We start from the raw sequence: 24,516 nt of genomic DNA, 5'->3' as shown, positions 1-24,516 counted from the left end.
AGGGAAGCTTTTTGTTTGAAATATAGCCTTATGCAAGTTGGTATGAAATTTATTTAAATCCTCGTATTAGCATACCTTATCATTAATCTTGGGCGCGTTGTTCAGTCCCATATCTCGCCATAAAAAGCGCAACGCTTTGCTCTACAATAAAGTCCATTTCCTCCATATTTGTGAGATCAAATCCATAAAGCCGTGGGTAAAAGATAAAAGACTTGAGTTGATATAAGAACTGTTGTGCTGCGAATGCCTGATGTTCGATATACAGTGCATTATTCGCAACTGCATCTGCTAAAAACGTTTCTAAATAACGCATACAACCTACTTTACTGTTATTGAAATGCGCAGCCAATGTAGGATTTTGCAACAACTCGATAAATGCCACGCGAGCCACTTTGATAAATGATTCAGAGGTGAGCAGATTGACTTCTCGTAAAGCGATTTCTTGAAGTTGTTTTGCAATCGAGACATCGGGTCGATATTGATAAATATCACCTTGGTCAACTTGAAGCATCATGTGTTCAAGTACGTTATAGAGTAGTAGCTCTTTGGTCTCAAAGTGATTATAGATCGTTCGTTTAGACACTTCAGCGTGCTTTGCGATGAGATCCATACTGGTATTTTGAGCACCGTGCTGAGCAAATAATTGCTGCGCAGCTTCTAGAATTTGCAGTCGCTTTCTTTCTGATTGTTTCATTTTCTCTATTACAGGCAAGGGAATATCTACAAGTGGATACTCCGTATTTTAGCAAAACTAAAATAAATTACACTGCTTAGTTTACTTTCTATTTTTCATGTGTAAACTACACTGTGTAGTTTACTTTTGGTGGTTATATGAAAAAGCGAACATGGTTTGGATTGATTGTGGTCTTGCTGATAGGAGTAGGAGGAATTATGGCTTCTAATTTAAATGCTGCGGTAAATCAAGGTGGGTATTCATCAACCCAATATAGTGATGGTAAATTTCATAATACTCATGAAACGAATAAAACGAGCCTAGGTAAGACGCTGGAAATTTTTTGGCGCTTTTTTACCGAACAAAAAGTCAATACGGTGCCGAAGGTTGATATGCCAATAAAAGAGCTCACAGAGGCGAATTTAAAGGCACTTTCAGATACGCAAACTCACGTTATTAAACTGGGACACTCATCAGTACTCATTAAAGCGCAAGGGCAGTATCTTCTGATTGATCCCGTTTTTGCTGAACGAGCATCGCCATTTTCGTTTATTGGTCCAAAGCGTTTTCATCAACCACCGATTACAATTGAATCATTGCCTCAAATTGATAAGGTGCTGATTTCACATAACCATTACGACCACCTAGACAAGGAAAGCGTAAAGCGATTAGCAGACAGAGTGGGGGCATTTTATGTACCTTTGGGTGTAGAGGGGGATTTGCAAAAGTGGGGAGTTCCCGCTGAAAAAATAAAGCAGTTTGACTGGTGGCAGTTTGAAGAAACCGCTGAGTTAACACTCACCTTTACACCTACTCAACATTTTTCTGGACGTGGACTTGGAGATGCAAATAAAACCCTTTGGGGAGCGTGGGCTATTCGCACAGCAGACAAAAATATCTTTTTTAGTGGAGACTCTGGTTATTTTGCTGGATTTAAGGAAATAGGTGAAAGACTTGGCCCGTTTGATCTAACCTTAGTAGAGACTGGTGCCTATGATAAAGATTGGTCTGATATTCACATGACGCCAGAGCAAAGCGTACAGGCTCATATAGATTTGCGAGGAACGCATATGATCCCCATTCATAATGGTACCTTTGACTTGGCCTTTCACTCTTGGTTTGATCCGCTCGCAAGAGTGAAAATCGCAGCTGAGCAAAATCAAGTTGCACTGGTAACACCTGTTGTGGGTGAAGTATTGACGCTTTCAGAAACGCTATCAAGTAGCAGCTGGTGGGAAGCGTTGATGCCCTAATATCCGTATTTTAGTAATTGAATAAGGGCTAACGCATGAGGCTGAAACCCTTATTCAGCACTCTTGTGTTAAGCAATCAACAGCCTTAATGAGAAGGCCATAAGCAACACAGCAAGTGCCTTTTCAACCAAGTTCATCTTGTTCAAGAACCAAGCGCGAGAAGATGGAGCTGAGAATAATAAGCTGACACAGATAAACCATAAAGCGTTAACACTGCACATCCAAGCGCCGTAAAAAAGTTGAATATGTAACGGAGTTCCTTGGCTGACGACATTGGTTACCACGGCTAAGAAAAACAGGGTTGCTTTTGGGTTGGTTGCATTAGTTAAAAAACCAAGACTAAAGGCTTTTTTGAGCGACTGTGAGCTTACATCAGCTTGGGCATTTTCTGTATCCAGTTGAATCGTTCCTGCACTTTTGAGCAGATGAATAGCGATGTAGATAAGATACGTAGCGCCGATTAATTTAGCTACTTGTAAAACCCAAGGTGAGGCCTGCATCAGTGCGCCGACACCAAGTAAGGTATATAAGATATGAACACTAAGTCCAGCGCCAATCCCCAAGGCTGTCATTGCGCCATGTAGTCTGCCGTATTTTAAGCTCTGTCTGACTGTAATAACAAAGTCGGGGCCCGGCAAGATCACTGCAACAAAATGAATGATGGCTAATGACAAAAACTCTGGCCAATACTGCACCATAATAAGCTCCCAATATAATATTGAATAATTGAGAACATTGTATTTTCATTCTCCTGAGAAGATAATAATCTAAAAATAGAAATAACTTTTGCGTAGAGCGCACAAATGGGAGAGCTATGGCGACCAGTAAACATATTGAGCTACTGCAAGAAATGTCGATTTTTGTCTCTGTTGTCAACACTGGAAGTTTTTCTGAAAGCGCTCGGCAATTAGGTGTCTCGCCGTCATCAGTGAGTCGTGCCATAAAACAACTTGAGCAGCAATTGGGGGTGTGTTTACTTCAGCGTACCACCCGCAGCTTAAGATTGAGCGAAACAGGACGAGCTGTGTATGAGCGCTGTACTCAGTTGGAACAAGCCGCCAAAGACGTCATCTCGCTTTGTGAAAGCCATCATCAAACGGCACAAGGAACAGTTAAAATTGCAGCGCCAAAAGCGGTCGCACATACACTAATTCATCCAAGTGTAATGGCGTTTCTAGGCGAATTTCCAAACATTGATGTTCATTTGGTGTTGGATGACAACGCACTGGACCTGATCCGAGATGAAATAGACATTCTATTTAAAATTACTAACGAACCACCGCAGGGTTTAATAGGCAGAAGCGTAATGACGATAGAACATATAGTAGCGGCATCACCAAAATATCTTGCAACACACTCAATTCCTACTCACCCTAAAGAACTAATACAACACAGCTGCATTGCTTTGGGGGAAACGGATGCCGATGCTAAGTGGCGATTCAGAAAAGGCACACAAAAACACACAACCCCAGTTAACGGGCGCTATAAGGCAAATCACACTAGAGTAAGGTTAGATGCTGCGCTGCAAGGGCTTGGGATCACAAGCTTACCTATGTTTGTAGCTAAAGATGCGTTAGCGTCAGGGGGGTTGATACAGGTATTACCTGAATGGCAATTTGAAACGAATTATTCTGGCGAGCTGTGGATGCTATACCCAGCTACTCGCCATATTCCTGCAAAAGTAAGTGTTTTTGCTGACTTTATTGTACAGAGACTCACCAGGGGTTGTTGAGTTTTACTGTATATTAAAACCCGCTCGTAATAATTACAGTGAAAAGCGATAACTTAATGTTGCACTCGCTTGATATTGGCTCATTACCTCACTGTCGAAGTGCCAGCTACAAGTATTTTTGGTGTCTGGGTCGACATCACAACTGACTTTAGAGTTGTTGTTAAGGATAGTTGCAATCCATCGTGCTTCAGCACCGAGATGAAAACCTGCACCAAGGTTGTATTCAAAACCCGTGTATAACCCTGATGCAAAAAAAGTGTCAGAGTCGATAAAGTTTGGATCCATGAAGGTAGCACCAATTTGTAAACCTAGATAAACATCTAAATCATCATTGATAGGGCGTAGTACTGCAGTTTGAAATAGTAGGTATTCCATTTCCACTTTATTTAGAGGGTATGCGGTAAGCTGAGTCTCGGTTTTACTGTAGTAGAAACCATAACGGCCTTCAGGCACATATTTGTCTACGCTCACTCCAAAATGCGAATCGTCTTCTAATTCGTATGTTTGGTGGCGAGAAGTTTCGATATCACTGCTATAAGTTTTGCCACCATATATAGAGATACCAAAGTCTCCGAAATCTGTAGCACTGACGTTGCAAGATGCTGCCAAAGCTAAAATAGTTGTTACTGTAACTAATTTCATATAGTTCATTTCCTTGAGTTGGAGGAGTTTTTTAGATTTGGGCGCTAGTATATCAATGATGAAAGAAAATAATAACGAGGTTGGGTGATTTACTTGCATTTCTTTGGTTAGGTTTTTATTATTAACCTGATTTTTGATTTGGAAAAGTACCTTGCGAGTATTCTTACGTTTACTTATCACATTGCTCGTGGTGGCTACACTCAGTGGTCAAAACGCGGCTGCCTCTATGGCAGCATGTGAAATGCATGGCGCTACCAGTCATGAAACAAGTCATCAAATGCTTCAAAGTAACGTGCAATCGGCAGAGCCTCATCATCATGAAATGATGATTGAGATGGATTGTTGTGACCCTCAGAACACAGCACAATGCAGCGATTGTACTTGCCCCACACATATGTGCTCCACAAATCTTGCAGCGTTTTCGCCAAGAGAGTGGATAGCGCCTATTGTACTGAAAAACGATAAATTAAGTTTCACAACTGGTCAGCTTAGCGACTACCCGCGCTCTCTTTATAAACCCCCAATACTTGCCTAACCTCAGGGCAGATCTGCCTTAATTTCATAGTTTTGTACGATTAATCGTCTTTTTTGGCGTAATTTTCAACGAATTGATTGATACCAGTTGCACTAACGTAATTGGTATTGCATGCGAGGTTAGCATGAAAAAGTTTTATTTAGTGATGACGCTATGGCTAATGAGTGCCGTGGCATACGGTAAATCCAATATAGAATTGGAAGTCTTTAAATCCCCAACCTGCGGCTGTTGTGAGCTGTGGTTAAACCATTTAACTGCGCAAGGTATCGCGCACAAAGCCACCGATTTAAATTATCTTGGCTCACTTAAGAGTAAGTTTGGTATTAAGCAAAATTTTCAATCTTGTCACTCTGGAGTTTCTAAAAATGGTTTTATTTTTGAAGGGCATGTTCCTGCCAAGTTTATTAAACAGTTTTTGCAAAACGAAACGTTAACTCAAGACATACAAAATATCGGCTTGAGCGTGCCGGCTATGCCACTTGGATCGCCTGGTATGGAAGTTGGCGAGCGTTTTATGCCTTATCAAGTATTGCTACTTAAAAAAGATGGGAGCTATGAGGTTTTTGCTGAAATTGACAGTTATGAGGAGCAATTCTAATGACAATCAAAGTTTCCCTGTTTATCGCAACTCTGATACTGCCACAGATAGCACAGGCCAATATTGCAACGTTAGAGCAAGCGATAGATGCAGCCATCAGCAACGATCCTTGGCTTCAATCTAGCCAATACAAGCGATCTGCGATGCAGTCGATGAGCCGAGAAGCACTAAGCTATCCTGATCCTCAGGTGTCCATAGGCATGATGAACCTGCCTGTTGATAGTTGGGAGTTCAATCAAGAGGGGATGACCCAGCTTAAAGTTGGTGTGATGCAGATGTTGCCGCGAGGAGATAGCCTCGAAATTAAGAGCCAACAATTGGCACTTGACGCTAAAAAGCAACCGATTTTACAAGCGGATAGAAAAGCGCAAGTGCGCCGCGATGTTTCTCAGGTGTGGCTTGATATTGTACAAGCCAAAAAGACGTTAGAATTGATTGAACGCGATAGTGTGTTGTTTGACCAAATGGTAGAAATTGCCAATGCTAGCTACTCCAATGCGCTTGGTGCTACACGCCAGCAAGATGTGATCCGTGCTCAGCTTGAGGTGATGCAATTAGATGACAAGCGTTCCGCGGCTTATCAGCAGCTTAACACTGCTAAGGCAAAGCTTTCGCAATGGCTGTTAAATGATGCATTCACTAATTCAAATGCGCTGAGTGTCCTTGACCAAAACGAAGTGACACTGCCGTTGATCCGCTCAATTGCGCCAAAATTGATGCAGCAACGCCCAGTTGATAGCCAAGCTGTAGTACAACATTTGACTCATCATCCGTTGGTTGTTGCAGCCGACGTTGATACATTCCGTGCTAATCAAGGGGTAAAGTTAGCTGAGCAGGCATATAAACCACAGTTTTCAGTCAATGCGAGCTACGCGTATCGGGATGATGCACCAGATCAGATGTCTCGCACCGACTTTTTTAGCGTTGGTGTGTCATTCGACGTTCCGTTATTCACAGATGGAAAACAAGATCAGCAAAAAGCGGCAGCGACTGCACAAGTTGAGGCGAGTAAAACCGACCGGTTGCTGGTGCTAAAGCAGCTGTTTTCAAACTTAAATGGAGAAATTCAAACTATCCAACGATTGCAAGAGAGGCAATCGCTATACGCAAAATCAATTGTGGCACAAAGCGCTGAACAGGCCGAAGCTGCGTTGACTGCTTATACCAATGATGATGGCGACTTTTCCGAGGTAGTGAGGGCGCGTATCGCGAAACTGAATGCGCAGTTATCAGCACTTTCCATTGATATTGCATTGTTAAAAGCGGTGGTACGCAGTAACTACTATTTGGCTCAAATTGAAGAGGATGCAAGCCATGAATAACAACTTAAAAATGACGCTGGTTGCCGTCACGACATTAACGGCAGGCGTGCTAGTTGGGATAAATCTCTCTTCAAGTAACGAGTCTGCGGTAGCGCAAAACGCTGAGAAAGCGCCACTTTATTGGGTTGCACCTATGGATCCGAACTATCGTCGTGATAAGCCAGGTAAGTCTCCGATGGGAATGGATCTCGTACCTGTGTACGAAGAAGAGTCTGCGAATGCAAAATTTGGTGAGGGGGTTGTGGAGATAGCGCCTCACGTTGAAAACAACTTGGGCGTTCGTACTGCGGTGGCCATGCGTCAAGCGATGTCTCACCAAATCCGTACGGTTGGGTATGTTCAGTACAACGAAGATAGCTTAGTTCACATTCATCCTCGAGTTGAGGGCTGGGTTGAAAAGCTCTACGTGAAAGCAGCAGGAGATCCGGTGAAGCAAGGTGAACCACTGTATACCTTGTACTCGCCGCAACTGGTTAATGCGCAAGAAGAATACCTTATTGCTAGAAAGCGTAATAATCAGGCGCTGATAAACGCAGCGCATGAAAGGCTCAAGGCATTGCACCTGAGTGATGACTTTATCAATACGCTTAAAAAAACGGGTGAAGTGCATCAAAGCATTACCTCTTATGCGCGTCAATCTGGGGTGTTGGATGGACTCCAGATCCGAGAAGGGTTTTACGTAAAACCAGGCACAACGCTCATGAGTATCGCCAAACTTGACGAAATTTGGGTCGAAGCTGATGTATTTGAACGTGATGCTATGTTGGTCGCTCAGGGGCAAGCGGTTTCCATGAGGTTAGACTTTTTACCCGGCAGAACGTGGCGAGGGCAAGTCGATTACGTCTACCCCTCACTCAATGAAAAAACACGGACACTTAGAGTAAGGCTCAGGTTTGACAACAGTGATGCGCTATTAAAGCCAAATATGTTTGCGCAAGTGAACATTCATGCCGATTCTCGTGACGATGTATTGCAAGTGCCGAGTGAAGCTGTGATCCGCACTGCCAAACAAAATCGTGTTGTCGTTGAAGTTGCACCCGGTAGCTTTAAATCGGTTGCCGTTGAACTGGGTCAAATTGGTGATGAAAACATTGAAATCCTCAAAGGCCTTAACGAAGGAGACAAGATTGTTACGTCAGCCCAATTCCTGATTGATTCTCAATCGAGCATTACTTCTGATTTTATGCGTATGGCGCCAGTTGCTGAGACTAAGTCAGTTTGGATTGAAGGAGAAATTCAAAGCGTGAACTACCAAAGTCGAGTAGTGAATATCGATCATCAACCCGTACCCGAGTGGGAATGGCCTGAAATGGTGATGGATTTTACCGTGGCTGAAAGTGTCGATGTTGACGAATTAAACGCTGGACAGACTTTGCATTTTGAAGCCACGAAACAGGATGACGGTAGCGTATTACTGACAGGCATTCACATTATGTCCGAAGGAAGTACGACCGAAAATACCTTACCAACAGCAACCGTGGGTGGCGTGATAAACACCATCACCCCTGACACCCGAGTGCTTAATATTTCTCGCGATGCCATTGAAAAATGGGACCGTCCCGCAACAACGATGGACTTTGTTGCAGCTGAGCACATTGATTTAAGCCAGCTTATGACAGGAATGAAGGTGACTTTCACCTTTGAAGTGGGTGACGAATTTGTGGTGACTGATATCAAACCTGCAGGTGAGATGTCGATGAATATGCACTCTGGCCACTAAGGAGCATTTACAATGATCCAAGCAATAATTCGATGGTCAGTATACAACCGCTTTTTTGTGGTACTGCTGACACTGATGCTGGTGGGGGCTGGGCTATTTACCCTTAAAAACACGCCTGTCGATGCCATTCCAGATTTATCTGATGTACAAGTTATTGTCAAAACATCTTATCCAGGACAGGCACCACAAGTAGTGCAAGATCAGGTGACATTTCCGCTGACCACTGCCATGCTCTCTGTGCCGGGCGCAAAAACCGTACGTGGTTATTCCTTCTTTGGGGATTCCTATGTTTACGTTATTTTTGACGATAAAACGGATCTTTACTGGGCGCGCAGTCGGGTGCTCGAATATCTAAGTCAAGTCGCACCACAATTACCCGATGCGGCTAAGCCGCAGTTGGGCCCAGATGCCACTGGGGTGGGTTGGGTATATCTTTATGCATTAGTTGATAAAACCGGTAAACACGATATTAGCCAACTACGCAGCCTACAAGATTGGTTTTTAAAGTTTGAGTTGCAATCGGTTGCTGGCGTGTCAGAAGTAGCGCCGATTGGCGGTATGGTGAAACAGTATCAAGTACAGGTTGATCCCAACAAATTGCGCGCTTACGGTATTCCGCTTACGCATGTACAGCAGGCGCTGCAACGCGGTAACCAAGAATCGGGCGCTTCTGTGATTGAGATGGCTGAAGCCGAATATATGGTGACCAGTACGGGATATATTCAAAGCGTTAAAGATATTGAAGCTATCCCACTTGGGCAAGCTGTCAAAGGCACGCCATTAACGATAGCAGATGTTGCGTCTGTCAATATTGGACCGCAAATGCGTCGTGGCATTGCTGAGCTTAACGGCGAAGGAGAAGTTGTTGGCGGTGTTGTAGTCATGCGCTTTGGAGAAAACGCGCAAAAGACCATAGATGGGGTAAAGCAAAAACTTGCTGAGCTACAACAAGGCTTACCTGAAGGGGTGGAAGTGGTGACGGTTTACGATCGCTCCGAGCTTATCACCAAAGCCATTGATAATCTTTGGTCTAAGTTACTTGAAGAGCTGGTGGTGGTGGCCTTAGTGTGTGTGGTGTTCTTATTTCATATTCGCTCTTCCGTGGTTGCGGTGATCACTTTGCCACTTGGCATTCTGGTGGCTTTTATCGTGATGTATTTTCAAGGGGTGAACGCAAATATCATGTCCCTTGGTGGTATAGCCATTGCTATCGGGGCGATGACCGACGGTGCAATCGTGATGATTGAAAACATGCATAAACACATGGAAAAAACGCCACTCAATGATGAAAATCGCTGGGAAATCGTCGCAAAGTCGGCTTCTGAGGTTGGTCCTGCGCTGTTCTTTAGTTTGCTGATTATTACCGTAAGCTTCTTACCTGTGTTTATTCTTGAGGCGCAAGAAGGGCGTATGTTTGCCCCTCTGGCATACACTAAAACGTATGCGATGGCCGCATCGGCAGGGCTTGCCATTACGCTTATTCCTGTGCTGATGGGATACTTTATTCGCGGTAAAGTTGTGCCCGAGCATAAAAATCCAATCAATCGAATGTTGGTTGGCGCGTATATGCCCTTGTTGAAACAAGTTTTACGCTTTCCTAAGCTGACGTTGTTGGCTGCTGCTGCTATTACTGTCGTTGGTTTTTATCCAATGGATAAAATCGGCAGCGAGTTTATTCCTCCTTTGGATGAAGGGGATTTAATGTACATGCCGACTACATATCCAAGTATTTCGATTGGTAAAGCCAGAGAAATTTTACAGCAAACCGACAAGTTGATAGAGACGGTGCCTGAGGTAAAAAATGTCTTTGGTAAAATTGGTCGCGCGGAAACCGCAACCGATCCTGCCCCGTTGACGATGATCGAGACCTTTATTCAATTAAAACCTAAAGATCAGTGGCGTGCGGGAATGACCACTGAAAAGCTCAAAGCAGAGCTCGATAAGCTAGTGCAGTTTCCGGGCTTGACCAATGCTTGGGTGATGCCCATCAAAACGCGTATTGATATGCTCGCGACGGGGATTAAAACGCCTGTCGGGATTAAAGTCGCGGGTCCAGATTTAGATACTATCCAAAAGATTGGTCAAGATCTTGAACGTATTTTGAGTCAGGTAGAGGGCACCGCTTCGGTCTATTCAGAGCGGGTAGCTGGGGGTCGTTATATTAAGGTCGATATTCAACGTGATAAAGCCGCGCGATTTGGGCTCAATATTGCTGATGTACAGCAAGTGGTCGCAACTGCAATTGGTGGAATGGACGTCACGCAAACCATTGAAGGACAAGAGCGCTATCCGGTTAGTTTGCGCTACCCGCAAGACTTACGCGATTCTCCAGAAGCACTGCGGAAGCTTCCTATAGTCACCGCCGAGGGATTAAATATTGCCCTAGGTGATGTGGCAACTATCTATATTGAAAACGGGCCACCGGGCATTAAAAGCGAGAACGCTCGCATTAATGGTTGGACGTTTATTGATTTAGATGGTGTCGATGTTGGCAGCTATGTGGCAGCCGCTAAACAAGTACTGAGCGAGCAGGTGGAGTTACCTGCAGGTTATTCCATCAGTTGGGCTGGTCAATACGAATATATGGAGCGTGCTAAAGCTAAATTGACTTATGTGGTACCGCTCACGCTTGGGATCATTATCGTTTTACTCTATTTGAACTTTAGAAGCTTTAGCGAAGTGGCAATTATCATGGCGACGTTACCTATGGCGATGATTGGTGGACTGTGGTTACTATACCTTGAGGGGTTTAACTTTTCGGTCGCAGTTGGCGTTGGTTTTATAGCGCTTGCTGGTGTTGCCGTTGAAATAGGCGTTATCATGCTCGTGTATCTCAACCAAGCCATCAGCGAGCTTAAGGAGAAACAACCGATCATAACCCTTGAAGCCATTAATAATGCCATTTTAGAAGGTGCGGGCAAACGCATTCGTCCAGTCATGATGACGGTGGCAACAATTATTATCGGGTTATTGCCAATCCTTTACGGTTCGGGCACAGGTTCTGAGGTAATGAGCCGCATCGCCGCGCCTATGGTAGGCGGCATGGCAAGCGCACTATTACTTACCTTAGTGGTGTTACCTGTAGTGTATATGTTGATGATCCGTTGGCGTGAGAAAGTTAATGATTAACCTGAGGTTTGGATAAGGAATGAACTAACTAATTGTTTTTAAACACACATTAAATTATTCCCTTATCTAGCCAGAGAGTTTTAGGGATAACTAGACGAATTTACGCACCAATAGCTGGCTATTGGAAGTGAATTCAACGCAGTTAGCGCTAAAATTGGCTGCTAGAAAGGCATTAATTATCCGAAGCTCAGGTTAGTTAATCGATAGCGGAAAAAGTTTGCCTCAAGCGCAGTAATATTAAGCGCTTGAACGGCAAACTTTGGTTTGGTAAAACCCGATTACATCGAAAAATTGGATAAAAGACTCCTAGGACTCTAACTAACCCGAGATCAGGTTAATAACGCTTCCTTGGCGCACTTATTGCTGTACTAGAACAGCCAATGCACCAAGGAGCGAGTATGTACATTCAAAATTCACCTTATTCACAAATGTATGGTTCGAACGATCTTTATAGTCGAAAGAACAATAATGCTGTGAGCGATCAAGACATTTCTAATTCAGTGGCAAAAAATTCAGGAACACCTTCGTTTATGGAAGCCGCAAAGGCCGTTCAAGAAAAAGCCCCGAACAACACCCAATCGACCTACCTTACCAAGCATTTTGAGCAAGCTGAAAAGCTAGCCCATGAAGCTCTGGTGAGTTCGAATCACAAAATAGGCAGCCGCGAATATAACATCGAGATGTATCGTGAAATGATGACGAACATTGTAGAGATGCCAATTGAAGTAGAAATTGCACCAGAAGAGATGAACCAAGCACTGTTATTTAATCATCTGGGATTGGACTTTAAAGAGTATAAAACGGTAACTGTACGCTCAGAGTTGTTAACTATGCTTGAGCAAAAAGTCGAGCAGGACAGTACGCTAATTAGATCAGATAAAGCAAAATTAACAGCAATTATTACTGATACGCAAGATAGGCTAGAAGCCGCGCAAGCGGCGCTACTTGAAGGTGAAGACATTACCCAGCGACTGCAAGATAGCAAAAAGGCTATCTATCATTCTTACGAACAGCTTAAACTTGGTAAGGTGAGTCAGCGAGACCTGATTTCGACTTTGTAGTTATTCTTGACCAAGGATGCTTTAACAAAGTGAAGAAAATGCATTTTGTAGTCTGAAATGATTGAGGCTTATGTTTTATTCTAAAAAGTACAATTTTTTGTTCTGCCATATTAGCCGCACTGGCGGTACGTCGTTATGTAGTGTCCTCAGGCAAACGGCGCCAGACCTAAGGATGATATGCAGCCAGCATGCATCGCTTCTAGAGGCTAGAGCGGCATTGCCGGAAGCGTTTGAGAGTACGTTTAAATTTGCTTTTGTACGTAACCCATGGGAAAGACTCGTTTCTTGGTATTCACTATTAGAGAAAGGTAAAAGTCTACACTCAGAAGCGGTATCTGAGAAGCATCATTATGCAGAGAAAGAGAGGTTTGAACTATTTGTACAAGAGATGGTTGCAGAGCAGCACGGCGGAATAGCGTGGAGTCAATGGTCCCAGTTATCTGACCATTTGGGAAATTCACTCGTTAATGAAATTTGCCGCTTTGAAAACTATCAAAAAGACAGTAAGCGAATTTTAAGGAAGTTGGGGAGCAAAGATTATTATTTACCTTATTATAATCAAGCATCAAGTAGGCACTACCGTCATTACTACTCTGATTTAGCGTTAAAATTGGCTGAGGAGCTTTTCCTAGATGATATTTATCAATTTGGGTATAAATTTTGATAGTGGTCGGCCTTGTGAAAAACGGTAAATATCCAAGCAAGAAGGAAATTGGAATAAATATTTGTATAAATCACAAGTTGTAACAATAATGTGTTAATTGTTACTTAAAAGAGCTTCTGAGTGTTTATATGGATATCACTGAGTTAGATGAAAAGGCATTTGTTGACGTATTTAACCTGCCAGAAAAAATCACCATAAAGACTGCTAGCACCGCAGATATAGAGGAAATGGCTTTAGTCACCAAGGTGAGTTGGCAAGCGGCCTTTAGCGGGTTTTTACCAGAGCACGTGCTAAAAAGGGGAAACGTCGAATTTTTTGCAACTATTTGGTCTGAGATTATCAAAAATTCGACAACCCAAACAGCATTGCTTGTGACTGATGGCAGGAAAATATTAGGCTGCGGCGCAGCTGGGATTTATCGCCGAATGTATAACCCGGTTAGCCAAAAAGTATCGAGAACGAATGCTGGCGAGCTTTATCGTGGTTACATTTTACCAAGTCACCAAAACCGCGGGCTCGGTAGGGCGCTGTTGAAAGCACGCTTGTTAAAGCTTTACGAGCTGGGTTGTCAAAGCGCTTACACCTGGATCTATGAACAAAACCAACAAGCAAGACGCTTTTACGAAAAGCATGGGGCGGTAAACCTCGACCAAGCCCAAGGGATAACAATGAAACGATTTAGGTTTGAAGAAGTGTGCTATGGCATTGAAGTAAATCGTGTTTTTGATTTTAGCTAAGGTGAAGTGAGAGGAAATTTCAAACACCGTATGGTCAGAGGTAATTGTCATCGATAAGCGGTGACAATTACTTCATGCAGACTAACGTAGGTCGGCGGGTGTAGGATAGTCTGGGTGCTCAACAATTTTCGGTGCCCAAACAGCTGGGATCACGGCCTCTCGTTTCTGTTTGATACGCTCTACTAGCGTATTCAAATCATAATTGGGTTCACCATAAACGGCTAGCCAATTCTCAGGCACGTCTTCTGGGTCTGCAGCCTGAATAACGTGTGCCATCCACTGCTTTCTAAGCTCAGCCCATTCACTACTTTGATTCTCATTGACACCTGCAAGTGGTCGAAGCTCTACATATATTGTCCTTCTCGGACCTTCACTGCGTTTCGGCTCAGAGCCATGTAAAACCATCATGTCTTGAACTAAGATATCTCCGGCTTTAGCTGGTTGCTGTACAACCCCTGGAATGTTCCAGCCATATTCGTTCGAGAGAGAATAAATATCCAAAATTTGGTGTTGGGAATTTGGCAAATAGCGTAAGCACCCGTCATCTATATTCGCATCATCAAGATAGATACCGACATTTAAATATGCAAAATGACGAGAATGAGGAGCATCTTGATGCCAAGCTATGTGAGGGTGGGGATGTGGATATTTGCAGACTAAGTCACATTGCAATGGAACACTGCCTACACCACAAAGGTGTTCACTGATCGCTAACATTGCTGGTGTTGCGAGTAGTTCGATAATTAACTCGGGCGCTTCAAAAAGCAAATCATTATAACGAAAGAGTTTTGGCTCACCTGATTCATTTGATAAATGGTATTGAGTCGCGACTTTTCCATCTTGCTGTGCTTGTTTTGCTTTACTCTCGAGCGCATTAGATAGTCGCTTCAGTTGTTCCAGCAGTGTGTCGGGTAAAGTTTGTTCAAATAAAACGAAGCCGTTGTTTTTGTAAAAATCGAGTTTGCTTTTGCTCACAATCGTCATGCGTGTACTTCCTAGTTATTTTGTTGCTTGTGAGACTTAAGTGTTGTTTGTCGAGTATATTCACTCGCCTGCCAATAGAGTCTGTCTCAGCTACAGCACTGACTATAGTGTCGTAAAATGCCAGTTAGCGCAATTACGGTGGGTTACATTGTGGATTTTGTTTATATTAACTCAACTCGAATAAACAGAAACTTCCATTGGCACCACTTTGCATCCTCAAGTACAATTGGCGTTTTCGATTGCAACACACCGGAACCTTCCAATGGAAATCAAAGTAAATTACCTCGACAATCTCAGAATTGATGCCAAATTTGACGACTTTTCTGTCATTGCAGATCAGCCAATTCGCTATAAAGGCGATGGCTCAGCACCAAGTCCATTTGACTACTTTTTAGCTTCTTCAGCGCTTTGTGCAGCTTACTTTGTGAAGGTGTATTGTAATGCGCGTGACATTCCAACGGATGGAATTCGTGTGGCGCAAAACAACATCGTTGATCCTGAAAATCGTTATAACCAAATTTTTAAAATTCAGGTGGAGCTTCCGGAAAGCATTTCTGAAAAAGACCGCCAAGGTATCCTGCGCTCAATTGATCGCTGTACTGTTAAAAAAGTGATCCAAACAGGACCTGAATTCCAAGTGGAAGCGGTTGAAAGCCTTGAAGATGACTCGCAGGCTATGCTGATGGTTGATACCAGCGAAAGCGACAGCACTTTTATCCTAGGTAAAGATCTTCCGCTGGAACAGACTATCGCAAATATGACCAAGATCCTGTCGGATTTAGGCATGAAGATTGAGGTTGCATCATGGCGTAATATCGTGCCACACGTCTGGTCTTTGCATATTCGTGATGCTGCTTCACCAATGTGTTTCACCAATGGTAAAGGGGCAACCAAAGAAAGCGCGCTATGCTCAGCACTTGGTGAGTTTATTGAGCGTTTAAATTGCAACTTCTTTTATAATGATCAGTTTTTTGGTGAAGAAATCGCAAATGCTGAATTTGTTCACTACCCGAACGAAAAGTGGTTTAAACCCGAAGCTGATGATGCGCTTCCTACTGAAATTTTAGACGACTACACTCGTGAAATTTACGACCCAGAAGGTGAACTACGCGGTTCGCATCTAATCGACACAAATTCAGGTAATGTAGCGCGCGGTATTTGTTCTATTCCGTACACTCGCCATTCAGATGGTGAAACCGTGTATTTTCCGTCAAATCTAATAGAAAACTTATTCCTAAGTAACGGTATGAGTGCTGGTAATAACCTGTTTGAAGCGAAAGTGCAGTGTTTATCTGAGATCTTTGAACGCGCGGTGAAAAAGCAAATCATCGAACAGGAAATTGTGTTGCCTGACGTGCCAGAGTCTGTACTTGCTAAATATCCAAGTATTGTTGAAGGGATAAAAGGGCTTGAAGAACAGGGCTTTCCTGTGGTGGTGAAAGATGCGTCTCTGGGCGGTCAATTTCCTGTGATGTGTGTGACCCTGATGAACCCTAAAACAGGCGGCGTATTTGCCTCTTTTGGTGCGCATCCAAGCTTGGAAGTTGCACTTGAGCGCAGTTTAACTGAGTTGTTACAAGGCCGTAGTTTTGAAGGCTTAAACGATGTACCAAAACCTACGTTTAACAGCATGGCGGTATCTGAGCCGGAGAATTTTGTTGAACACTTTATCGATTCTACGGGGGTGATCTCATGGCGCTTCTTTAGTACGAAGCATGACTACGACTTTGTTGAGTGGGATTTTACAGGCACGAATGAAGAAGAATGCGATAAGTTATTTGGCATCTTGGAAGGGTTAGGTAAAGAAGCCTATATTGCGGAGTTCACAGACTTAGGGATCGCTTGTCGTATTTTGGTTCCGGGCTTTTCTGAGGTGTACCCTGCCGAAGATCTTATTTGGGACAACACCAATAAAGCACTGCAATATCGCGAAGATATTCTCAACATCCATTCTCTAGATGACGAAGCATTAGCTAACTTGGTTGAGCGCTTAGAAGACAGCCAGCTTGATAACTATATCGATATTATCACCCTAATTGGTGTTGAGTTTGACGAAAATACGGTGTGGGGTCAGCTTACAATTCTTGAGCTTAAGATTTTAATCTATCTAGCGCTTGGCGATATCGAAACGGCTATTGAACTAGTTGAAACCTTTTTGCAGTTTAACGACAACACCGTTGAGCGTGGCTTATTCTACCAAGCAATGCATGCCACACTTGAAGTCGCGTTGGATGAAGAGCTAGAAATTGAAGATTACATTCATAACTTTACTCGCATGTTCTCTAAAGACGTGATGGATGCGGTTATTGGTTCAATTAATGGCGATGTGAAATTCTATGGCTTAACGCCAACTAACATGAAGCTGGAAGGTTTGGATAAGCACCTGCGTCTTATTGAAAGTTATAAGAAGCTTCATGCAGCAAGAGGGAAATTAGCGCAGCGCTAAGCTTTATGTTTCTAAGTAAAAGCAAGATAGCATGACTGCTTATCTTGCTTTTACTGTTTGATAGACTGGTGTGTATTTAGTGGTTACACATTAACTGTAGTAGCTAAGCCCCGAACCTCAGGTTAAAAACCTTAATTTGATTTTTCCTCTTTGATACAGTTTTGGTTTTTAAACTGTGTCTTTGCATCGTGATATATAAAAGAGAAATCTGCTGTACGTGGTGTAAATATTGGTTTGCCAGTACTCTTATCGCATTCAGTTGCGATCCCGCCTGCCGCATGACAATTCATACAAGAGGAGCTTTTATAATAAAGCGCTTCTTCTTTACCTTGAGGTTGGTTTCCTAGTTGTAAAAATGTCTCAATCACTTCATTGGTCAAATAAACCGGGTGAGGCATTCCTCCCGAATAATTAATGAGTTTGGTTTCAATCGTATCACTTGCTTGGCCGTTAATATCAGTCATTGGCTTACTTCGGTTATTAGTTGAGTATTGGGTACCAATCAGTTTGTAATATTGAAGGACAGCGTTTTCTTGTTTAAACAACTTAGAAATATGCTGGTTCACTTGCTCAACAACAGGTGATATTTGCTCTAATCGCACCACCTGAGTAGGCTTAGTGCCTCCTACTGGATGATTGATTGCGCATGTTGGGCATTGCTTGTTGAAAAATGTTGGTGAGTTGCCCCAAACATTATTCTGATGTGAAAAGGTTGCGTAAATCCAGTTACTAGACGTGCCAGTTTTCTGCATTATATGAAATCCAACAACGCCAACTTCTTTTTCTTCGATTTTAAATGAACCAGCTTCGCCATTTTGTATCTGGTTGTAGCGCTTTACGGGTAGTTTGGCTCGAATATATTTACTAGGGTCATCTGACTCATCTAGCAATTTCCAAGCTACCTTTATCTCTATAGCAAGGCCTGGCGGCTTAGGGTCAAAACTTGTCAAGTTTTGTGGCAAGTTACAAGTTGGTAGTGAAGATTTGTCGGAACAAGCTAAAAAGCCAATAGTATTCATGTTGATACACATATTACTTGCCTGCTGACTTTTGCACGCCCAACTATAAGTCGGGTTATTCGCGAATTCAATTTGGCCATCTATGCTATATAGTTTGTTTTTAGTAATAAAATTGAAAACATATGGACTGACGAACTTTTGATAATAAACAGGATTGTTTTTTTGATCGGTTAAAATAGCATGTTTTTTCGGTTCATTTTTAGGCGCAACTTGTTCCACAGCAGATAAAGGCTGCATCATGGCAAAGTTTTTGGATATATCCCAGTTTACCGGAGGCGTTGCATCTACTGTGAAAATGGTCTCGGTTTCACGCCAGTTTATCCAAAGTGGAAGCGGGCAGTTGGCGCCTGAGTCGGCAGTACACACTTTTAGATTATTTTGTGTGAGCTTATAGTTTTCGTCCAATTGCCTGTTTAGTGCAATAAAGCTCAACCATGAAAATAGTGCGTAACGATGATCCAAATAGTCAAGCTTCTTCGATTCAGAGGATTTTACGGGTTTTAACTTTTCACATGACTTCACTAACTTATTGTATGCGTCAAGAGGGTAAGGTTTTAGCTGAGTCAAGTCGCTAGGAAAAGGAAAGGGCTCAGTTAATGTGCATTCGTCTTTGACTAGCCAATCAGGAAAAATGCTGTATTCAGTAGCAAAAGTACCAGTACTTACTAATAGTAAAGAGAGCTTCGCTATTACACTTTTCATGGTTATTTCCTTTTCTTATAAGGTGAAGAATATAAATATGATTTGATATTAAATTCAGATGTTGATGTGAGGGTTATTTTTATATAGTAACCAGTTTGTACTTTCAGGTTGAGCCAAGGAGTTAAGTTAGTGCTTAATTTTTTGTCTGTTATTTTTCTTAGTGCGCTCAAAAAGCTGTCATGTAGGTAATTTTCGTCAAGGTTTGTGATCCAAGGCAGTTCAATTTCAATTTTTTCTGACAACTCCGTTGAATAGGAAAGCCCAACTTGTATTTCATCTGATACATGAACAATAGCATTTAATAACTGTTCCAGTAGATATAAGTTTCCTTTCCAGTCTAGATCTTTGAGTAAACCGGGAAGTTTCAATGTTTCTAATTTAAAAACGAATTTAGCTCTAAATTCCTTTCGTCCAAATGTAAAGCTGAAGTGGTTTATCCTAGTATTCTCTAAACTAGGAAGTAACTCTTTTGTTTTATTTAAAAATTCAGGAGCTAAAAACTCAGATGCGTTAATTATAAATGCGCTTAATAGGCTAAAGTCAGCAAACTGACAATGTTGTGTACTTATACAAAATGTTGGGACTGTGCTATAACGACCATCTTCCCAGTCAAAGCTAAACCATATTAAGTTTACAGGTTTGTAAGTAGAAGAAAGCTTCCTCCTCTTTATAAACTTGTTTATTCTGTGGGCGTATTCATTTGGAAGTTTTTGGTTTATATAAGATAAAACGCTATCTAAATTATGAGGAGAGCAGTAATAGCATACTAGGAAATCAACTGCTTCTTCAAACTGTTCAATTCTCTTTTCAAAACATATTGCATGTATATTTTCAGGAATGCCATTTACAATTGGCTGAAGCTTTTCCGTTATTGTGCGATTGAGATGTTGAACCTCACTATCAAGTGCAATGCTATAAAGCTCACTTTTACTATATTTCATGATGAATGCGGGTGAAATACCAATTTAACTTAATTTTTGGTCTATTTTTTGTTCTGTTTCTGATGTTAATAACATTAGAATTTTACAAAGTAAAACAACTAAATCGTTCCTGTACCGTTGACAGAGTTTCACTACAAAAAAATACACGCTTGATTAAGCTAAAAATCACCCGCTGCTCCTATGTATTACCAAATTGTTTTGATAGTGTGTTGAACTTCAGGTCTTAGTTCTGCAGATAGTTGATCCCACAGATCATCTGTCAATCCAGTCTCTAAAGAAATTTCAGTAATAATGCGTTTTTGATCTGCTGTTAAATCAAACTCAGCCATCACTTCAGCCAAGTTATCGGTCGCTCGTTGTTTCAAAGCTTCATCGTTAGTTACATTATAGATGTAAGAGATTAAACCGGTTGGTAGTTTTGTATTATCACTCATTTTTCATTTCCTAATTTTCATAGTTTTGGAGGTATAAGGTTTTAGTGCTAGCCTTATCATTTAAGTATTCATTATAAGCATCATCTTTCATTGTGTTTTTATTAAATAGTAATACTTTATATAAAAAGTAATAATAAAAAGTTCGATGTGAACGATACCCAGCAAAGCTTGATATTTTTTCTTCGAATTCTTGTAAACTACCTATATCATCTAAATTTGCCAAGTAGTTGAGCATATTATTATAACCCAACCAGCCAGCGTTATTAGAGTTTTTTGCAAGGCTTACCCCTGTTGATGAGTAATATTTTGCTTCATCTTGATATTTTTTAAAATTAATGGAATCGTTTTGTATTGAAGCATGTATTAGCTTAAACCACGCCCATATTCCATTTGTTGCTGAGCTAATATCATTTATATTTATATCTTTGGAAAGTTCAGCTAAATTATTCATAGCGCTTTGTGCCAAATCAACCTTACCAGTGAGCAACTGTGATAGAGCTTTAAAAGCAATACAAGTGAGTTCAGAGCAAAAGCCGTAATTATCAGTTATGGCTTGAGAGCTATTATCGAAAAAGCCTTCTTTTGGTAACGTATCGACAAGCGCTATTACTTTGTCAAACTCCCCCAGTGAAAAGTAGGATTGCGATAAAAGCTCGAAGATCACTGGGTGTTGGTGAGGTGGATATTCGCTTTTGTTTTCGTGCAGCTGTAATCCTATATTATGAGCTTTTAAAATATCACCGGTAGCGTAGGCGTGCAGCCATTCGCCTCTCATCGTAATGAAGCGCTCTTTAGGGTCTAAAATTGTGGCGAGTTCACTGATATTTTGAAGCACGTGCTTTTTTGCCAACGTATCTAGCCAACCATTGTATGCAATCCTAGATGAGGCAAGTGCATTTTTAATCTTATGGAGTAAAGGCTGGTTATCGATTAAACCATTTTGGAAGAAATTCAATGCCTCTGCATAGTAAATACTGGCCTCTGCGACAGAATAAATCGCAGCGGCGCTTTTTGCTGATGTTAGTAATAATTCAACAGCCGCATCATGCTCTCCCACTTTTGCTAAATGGTGGGTTGTAAGCAGTGGTTGCTTTTGGCTCATTCCTGTATTGTTGAGTACCTCAATTATACTCATGTGGTGTGCATGCGATTCATGCTTACCCATACTTTCATAGGCAGCATCACGTACCAAAGCGTGTTTAAAAATATAGCTATCGTTATCAACACGACGTTGCTGCACAATAAGGTCGTTTGCTATCAACTCATTTAAGTCGTTTTGGATCTGGTTTTCGCTTAAAGAAGATGCCGCAACGAGTAAATCATATTCAAACTCTCGGCCAATTGTGGCTGCTAGTTGGGCTGTTTCTTTGGCGTGACTAAGGCTATCTAGTTTTTGTTGTAATGACTCTCTTAAACTCGTAGGTACTTGGTCAAGTTTATCTGGTGCGAGGAAGTCAATCTCTCCGCCTTTATCTCCAACTAATGCCTTTTGTTTAAGCATGTTGACGAGTTCTTCAATAAATAGCGGGATCCCGTCGGTGCGGCTGGTAAGTAATTTGAGAACTTGCTCTGACACTCGGCGGCCATCAAACAAATTAATGATAAAATCTTCTGTGGCTTTTTCGGTTAGTTTTTTCAGACAAACATCCACTAAGGTGAGGTCTTTTAACTGAGTTGGTACCGCTTGTCTTGAAGTGCTTAGTAAAACATCACCTGAAGCGAGCGCACCGACAAAGTGATGTAAAAACTCTAAGGTGGTGCTATCTGCCCAGTGAATGTCCTCGATAATGTAAAGCTTAAACTTGCTGAGTCCATGGCGATTTGACAATAACAATGCACAAAGCCCTTTAAACAACACTTGCTTTTGCTCATCGGGAGAAAGTGTAGAAGGCGTGATTTCATCATCAAGTGAGATATTGAGCCAAACTAGCAACACAGGGATAGCTTGTGCTAAATCGAGCTTACTATCCATGTTGGATAATACATAACTAAAAACGGTATTGGCTGAATGAGCATCTAGCTGCTCGGTGTTAAATAGATACTTGACCAGCGTTAAAATTGGATACAAAGCATTATTTTGATGCTCTGGTAAACACTGGGCGACTAAATGTTGATATTGCGGTGCATTAGCACGAATTTCTTGCAGCAGCCGAGATTTACCTATGCCAGCCTCACCATGAATGTGAGCGATGCGGGTTGCACCTTCGACCTCGTTATTAATGAGTGAAAGTGTCTGTTCAAGCTCAAGGTGACGACCAACAAGTTCGTGATGGTTCTTTGTACCACGCATAAAGCCAAATGCTTCGATGCGACGTTCTCCTTGCAAGTTATAAACCGGCGTTAGTTCAAATAACGGGCCTATTTGTACTTGGCCGTACAGATTGAATTCAGAAAAAGCATCAAGGAGTGAGCGTGACTCTGCACTACATAAGACTTGGCGCTCGCCAGCTTCACGGGAGAGTGCTGCTGCAATATTCGCGTGATGTCCTTCAGGTACGGCATTAGCATAGGTAATAAATATCCCAGTGTGAATGCCTATATGGGCGTTAAGCGCGACTCTGTGAGCTTCTTGCATTAGCGCGTTACGCTTCGCAAGCTCGCTTATCATTTCAAGTGCGGTACGGGCAGATAATCGCGCATCATTATCGCTGCTAACGGGGTAGCCAAAATAAAACAAACTGGTATCGGCGAGATTACCCACATGATAAGCGCCGTAACGAGTCGCGATATCAATAAAGTGATTGCGTTGAGATTTATAAACCGTGTCTATGACATCGAAGTCTTTTTCATTGTTGTCGAGTGCTTTGACACTTAACCTTACCGCAAGAACGGTTAGCTGTTTGCGTTCGGTAAGCGCAGTATATTCTTGAATGGCGCGATGATTAGGATCGTCATCACGGATCATTACTGTGGTTTCGTCGTAACCATGCTGGGCTTTAACATCATTTAGCACACCAACAAGGTTCGATACGTTCATCCGAGCAAGTTCAGAAAATGCCTCGGTTGCAGTGATAACACGTTCCAACGCACTTTTATTGAGTACACGCCTAAGCAGTCCCGCAAGGGGGTGGCCAAGTAGGGCGCTTGGAATTGGAATGTGTACATCGCTTAATTGTTTGTGATAAATCGATGCGACGCTAGTGCCCGTTACCGCAGGCACGCCAGTTAAACATTCTAAGAATACCAGACCCCATACATAAAGATCTGATTTGGCAGAAGCTGGCTCGCCACGTAATTGTTCTGGTGCGCTGTAAGAAGGTGTGCCTAATGTTTCTTGCGTAAGTGTGATTGTTTCAAAGTCATGCTGGCGGGTTTCTTGTGCCAGTGTACCAATACCAAAATCAAGTATTTTGGCATAAGTTTTTGCACCAGACTGGCTAAGCATGATATTGGTTGGCTTTATGTCTCTGTGGATAATGCCCTGTTGATGAGCGTGAATGAGCGCGTCTAACACCTGCAACATGATGTCGGTTGCATACACTGAATCAATTGCACCATTTTGACTTAGATAGTCCCGTAGTGTTTGCCCTTCCACATACTCGAATACCCCGAACATTAAATTTTCATTTAATTGTCCTTTATCTAATAATCGTACGATATTTGGGTGATTTAATTGACTACAAAGTAAGGTTTCGCGATTGAAACGTTCCGCATATCTGTGTTTTTTCGTCGCTTCTAGTTGTGGTTCTAACGCCAAAAATTTTAGTGCAACGATTTGCCCAGTGTTTATTTGGCGTGCTTTGAAAACTTTACCGAATCCACCTTCTCCAATTTTTTCAAGTAGTTGGTATTTGTCAGACTGGAAAACATCGACAATATGGCTATCCGAAAACTGTGTCAGAGACATATGATTACTAATTCTTATTTTTTGTTAATGGTATAGGGTAATTGGAATGTAAATACTTGTCTAGCATGAGAATTTTA

The 24,516-nt window shown here is 42.1% G+C and carries 19 protein-coding genes; 11 read left to right on the top strand and 8 right to left on the bottom strand.

Annotation, left to right across the window (positions count from 1 at the left end):
- Nucleotides 1-82 precede the first annotated feature (82 nt).
- Nucleotides 83-694, bottom strand: coding sequence for a TetR/AcrR family transcriptional regulator (locus L1271_RS20380; protein WP_102058609.1), 612 nt, complete (start codon nt 692-694; stop codon nt 83-85).
- A 197-nt stretch (nt 695-891) separates the two neighbouring features.
- On the opposite strand from L1271_RS20380, the gene L1271_RS20375 reads away from it, so the two are divergent.
- Nucleotides 892-1,926 carry an MBL fold metallo-hydrolase gene (locus L1271_RS20375; protein WP_235368671.1) on the top strand — a complete coding sequence of 345 codons (1,035 nt, stop codon included), beginning with the start codon at nt 892-894 and terminating at the stop codon, nt 1,924-1,926.
- 68 nt (nt 1,927-1,994) lie between these two features.
- Here the strand turns inward: L1271_RS20375 and L1271_RS20370 are convergent, their stop codons facing one another.
- Nucleotides 1,995-2,624 carry a LysE family translocator gene (locus L1271_RS20370; RefSeq protein ID WP_010605233.1) on the bottom strand — a complete coding sequence of 210 codons (630 nt, stop codon included), beginning with the start codon at nt 2,622-2,624 and terminating at the stop codon, nt 1,995-1,997.
- A 116-nt stretch (nt 2,625-2,740) separates the two neighbouring features.
- Between L1271_RS20370 and L1271_RS20365 the strand changes: the two genes are divergently transcribed.
- Nucleotides 2,741-3,658: a LysR family transcriptional regulator gene (locus L1271_RS20365; protein ID WP_102057918.1), complete on the top strand. Its 918-nt coding sequence runs from the start codon at nt 2,741-2,743 to the stop codon at nt 3,656-3,658.
- 33 nt (nt 3,659-3,691) lie between these two features.
- Here L1271_RS20365 and L1271_RS20360 read toward each other — a convergent pair whose 3' ends face one another.
- Complete coding sequence (locus L1271_RS20360) at nt 3,692-4,300, bottom strand: outer membrane beta-barrel protein (RefSeq protein WP_102057919.1); 609 nt, start codon at nt 4,298-4,300, stop codon at nt 3,692-3,694.
- A gap of 151 nt (nt 4,301-4,451) precedes the next feature.
- Here L1271_RS20360 and L1271_RS20355 point away from each other — a divergent pair, with 151 nt between their 5' ends.
- The 8 genes from L1271_RS20355 (at nt 4,452) to L1271_RS20320 (ending at nt 14,066) form a co-directional block, all read left to right on the top strand.
- Nucleotides 4,452-4,835, top strand: a complete 384-nt coding sequence (locus tag L1271_RS20355) for a hypothetical protein (RefSeq protein WP_235368670.1) — start codon at nt 4,452-4,454, stop codon at nt 4,833-4,835.
- Between the two features lie 124 nt (nt 4,836-4,959).
- Nucleotides 4,960-5,433, top strand: a complete 474-nt coding sequence (locus L1271_RS20350; RefSeq protein ID WP_235368669.1) for a DUF411 domain-containing protein — start codon at nt 4,960-4,962, stop codon at nt 5,431-5,433.
- Nucleotides 5,433-6,755: a TolC family protein gene (locus L1271_RS20345; RefSeq protein ID WP_010605238.1), complete on the top strand. Its 1,323-nt coding sequence runs from the start codon at nt 5,433-5,435 to the stop codon at nt 6,753-6,755. The genes L1271_RS20350 and L1271_RS20345 overlap by 1 nt, the downstream gene beginning before the upstream one ends.
- Nucleotides 6,748-8,475 carry an efflux RND transporter periplasmic adaptor subunit gene (locus tag L1271_RS20340; protein WP_235368668.1) on the top strand — a complete coding sequence of 576 codons (1,728 nt, stop codon included), beginning with the start codon at nt 6,748-6,750 and terminating at the stop codon, nt 8,473-8,475. The genes L1271_RS20345 and L1271_RS20340 overlap by 8 nt, the downstream gene beginning before the upstream one ends.
- Nucleotides 8,476-8,487: 12 nt before the next feature.
- Nucleotides 8,488-11,604: an efflux RND transporter permease subunit gene (locus L1271_RS20335; RefSeq protein WP_235368667.1), complete on the top strand. Its 3,117-nt coding sequence runs from the start codon at nt 8,488-8,490 to the stop codon at nt 11,602-11,604.
- A 398-nt stretch (nt 11,605-12,002) separates the two neighbouring features.
- Nucleotides 12,003-12,665, top strand: a complete 663-nt coding sequence (locus L1271_RS20330) for a hypothetical protein (protein WP_102057925.1) — start codon at nt 12,003-12,005, stop codon at nt 12,663-12,665.
- A gap of 70 nt (nt 12,666-12,735) precedes the next feature.
- Nucleotides 12,736-13,329, top strand: coding sequence for a sulfotransferase family 2 domain-containing protein (locus L1271_RS20325; RefSeq protein ID WP_102057926.1), 594 nt, complete (start codon nt 12,736-12,738; stop codon nt 13,327-13,329).
- 128 nt (nt 13,330-13,457) lie between these two features.
- Nucleotides 13,458-14,066, top strand: a complete 609-nt coding sequence (locus tag L1271_RS20320) for a GNAT family N-acetyltransferase (protein WP_010605243.1) — start codon at nt 13,458-13,460, stop codon at nt 14,064-14,066.
- An 81-nt stretch (nt 14,067-14,147) separates the two neighbouring features.
- Here the strand turns inward: L1271_RS20320 and L1271_RS20315 are convergent, their stop codons facing one another.
- Entirely contained in the window at nt 14,148-15,050 is a 903-nt protein-coding gene (locus L1271_RS20315; protein ID WP_235368665.1) for a phytanoyl-CoA dioxygenase family protein, read from the bottom strand.
- A 262-nt stretch (nt 15,051-15,312) separates the two neighbouring features.
- Here L1271_RS20315 and L1271_RS20310 point away from each other — a divergent pair, with 262 nt between their 5' ends.
- On the top strand, nt 15,313-17,496 hold the full coding sequence (locus tag L1271_RS20310; protein ID WP_235368664.1) for an OsmC domain/YcaO domain-containing protein: 2,184 nt from the start codon (nt 15,313-15,315) through the stop codon (nt 17,494-17,496).
- A gap of 131 nt (nt 17,497-17,627) precedes the next feature.
- Here the strand turns inward: L1271_RS20310 and L1271_RS20305 are convergent, their stop codons facing one another.
- The 4 genes from L1271_RS20305 to L1271_RS20290 form a co-directional block, all read right to left on the bottom strand.
- Nucleotides 17,628-19,217, bottom strand: a complete 1,590-nt coding sequence (locus L1271_RS20305) for a hypothetical protein (protein WP_235368663.1) — start codon at nt 19,215-19,217, stop codon at nt 17,628-17,630.
- Nucleotides 19,218-19,219: 2 nt separating this feature from the next.
- Nucleotides 19,220-20,158, bottom strand: coding sequence for a hypothetical protein (locus L1271_RS20300; protein WP_102057930.1), 939 nt, complete (start codon nt 20,156-20,158; stop codon nt 19,220-19,222).
- Nucleotides 20,159-20,343: 185 nt separating this feature from the next.
- Nucleotides 20,344-20,592, bottom strand: a complete 249-nt coding sequence (locus L1271_RS20295; RefSeq protein ID WP_010605248.1) for a hypothetical protein — start codon at nt 20,590-20,592, stop codon at nt 20,344-20,346.
- A gap of 10 nt (nt 20,593-20,602) precedes the next feature.
- Nucleotides 20,603-24,439 carry a TOMM system kinase/cyclase fusion protein gene (locus tag L1271_RS20290; RefSeq protein WP_235368662.1) on the bottom strand — a complete coding sequence of 1,279 codons (3,837 nt, stop codon included), beginning with the start codon at nt 24,437-24,439 and terminating at the stop codon, nt 20,603-20,605.
- Nucleotides 24,440-24,516: the final 77 nt, after the last annotated feature.

Origin of the sequence: Pseudoalteromonas sp. OF5H-5, from assembly GCF_021530695.1 — a bacterium.
In the GTDB taxonomy this organism is placed as follows: Bacteria; Pseudomonadota; Gammaproteobacteria; order Enterobacterales; family Alteromonadaceae; genus Pseudoalteromonas.
The sequence above is the reverse complement of the archived record's forward strand: the minus strand, read 5'-3'. Positions and strand labels throughout refer to the sequence as shown.

Bases quoted from the DNA above. Each gene is read 5' to 3' on its own strand.
- L1271_RS20380 (WP_102058609.1), bottom strand. From the start codon at position 694: ATGAAACAATCAGAAAGAAAGCGACTGCAAATTCTAGAAGCTGCGCAG.
- L1271_RS20375 (WP_235368671.1), top strand. From the start codon at position 892: ATGGCTTCTAATTTAAATGCTGCGGTAAATCAAGGTGGGTATTCATCA.
- L1271_RS20370 (WP_010605233.1), bottom strand. From the start codon at position 2,624: ATGGTGCAGTATTGGCCAGAGTTTTTGTCATTAGCCATCATTCATTTT.
- L1271_RS20365 (WP_102057918.1), top strand. From the start codon at position 2,741: ATGGCGACCAGTAAACATATTGAGCTACTGCAAGAAATGTCGATTTTT.
- L1271_RS20360 (WP_102057919.1), bottom strand. From the start codon at position 4,300: ATGAAATTAGTTACAGTAACAACTATTTTAGCTTTGGCAGCATCTTGC.
- L1271_RS20350 (WP_235368669.1), top strand. From the start codon at position 4,960: ATGAAAAAGTTTTATTTAGTGATGACGCTATGGCTAATGAGTGCCGTG.
- L1271_RS20345 (WP_010605238.1), top strand. From the start codon at position 5,433: ATGACAATCAAAGTTTCCCTGTTTATCGCAACTCTGATACTGCCACAG.
- L1271_RS20340 (WP_235368668.1), top strand. From the start codon at position 6,748: ATGAATAACAACTTAAAAATGACGCTGGTTGCCGTCACGACATTAACG.
- L1271_RS20335 (WP_235368667.1), top strand. From the start codon at position 8,488: ATGATCCAAGCAATAATTCGATGGTCAGTATACAACCGCTTTTTTGTG.
- L1271_RS20330 (WP_102057925.1), top strand. From the start codon at position 12,003: ATGTACATTCAAAATTCACCTTATTCACAAATGTATGGTTCGAACGAT.
- L1271_RS20325 (WP_102057926.1), top strand. From the start codon at position 12,736: ATGTTTTATTCTAAAAAGTACAATTTTTTGTTCTGCCATATTAGCCGC.
- L1271_RS20320 (WP_010605243.1), top strand. From the start codon at position 13,458: ATGGATATCACTGAGTTAGATGAAAAGGCATTTGTTGACGTATTTAAC.
- L1271_RS20315 (WP_235368665.1), bottom strand. From the start codon at position 15,050: ATGACGATTGTGAGCAAAAGCAAACTCGATTTTTACAAAAACAACGGC.
- L1271_RS20310 (WP_235368664.1), top strand. From the start codon at position 15,313: ATGGAAATCAAAGTAAATTACCTCGACAATCTCAGAATTGATGCCAAA.
- L1271_RS20305 (WP_235368663.1), bottom strand. From the start codon at position 19,217: ATGAAAAGTGTAATAGCGAAGCTCTCTTTACTATTAGTAAGTACTGGT.
- L1271_RS20300 (WP_102057930.1), bottom strand. From the start codon at position 20,158: ATGAAATATAGTAAAAGTGAGCTTTATAGCATTGCACTTGATAGTGAG.
- L1271_RS20295 (WP_010605248.1), bottom strand. From the start codon at position 20,592: ATGAGTGATAATACAAAACTACCAACCGGTTTAATCTCTTACATCTAT.
- L1271_RS20290 (WP_235368662.1), bottom strand. From the start codon at position 24,439: ATGTCTCTGACACAGTTTTCGGATAGCCATATTGTCGATGTTTTCCAG.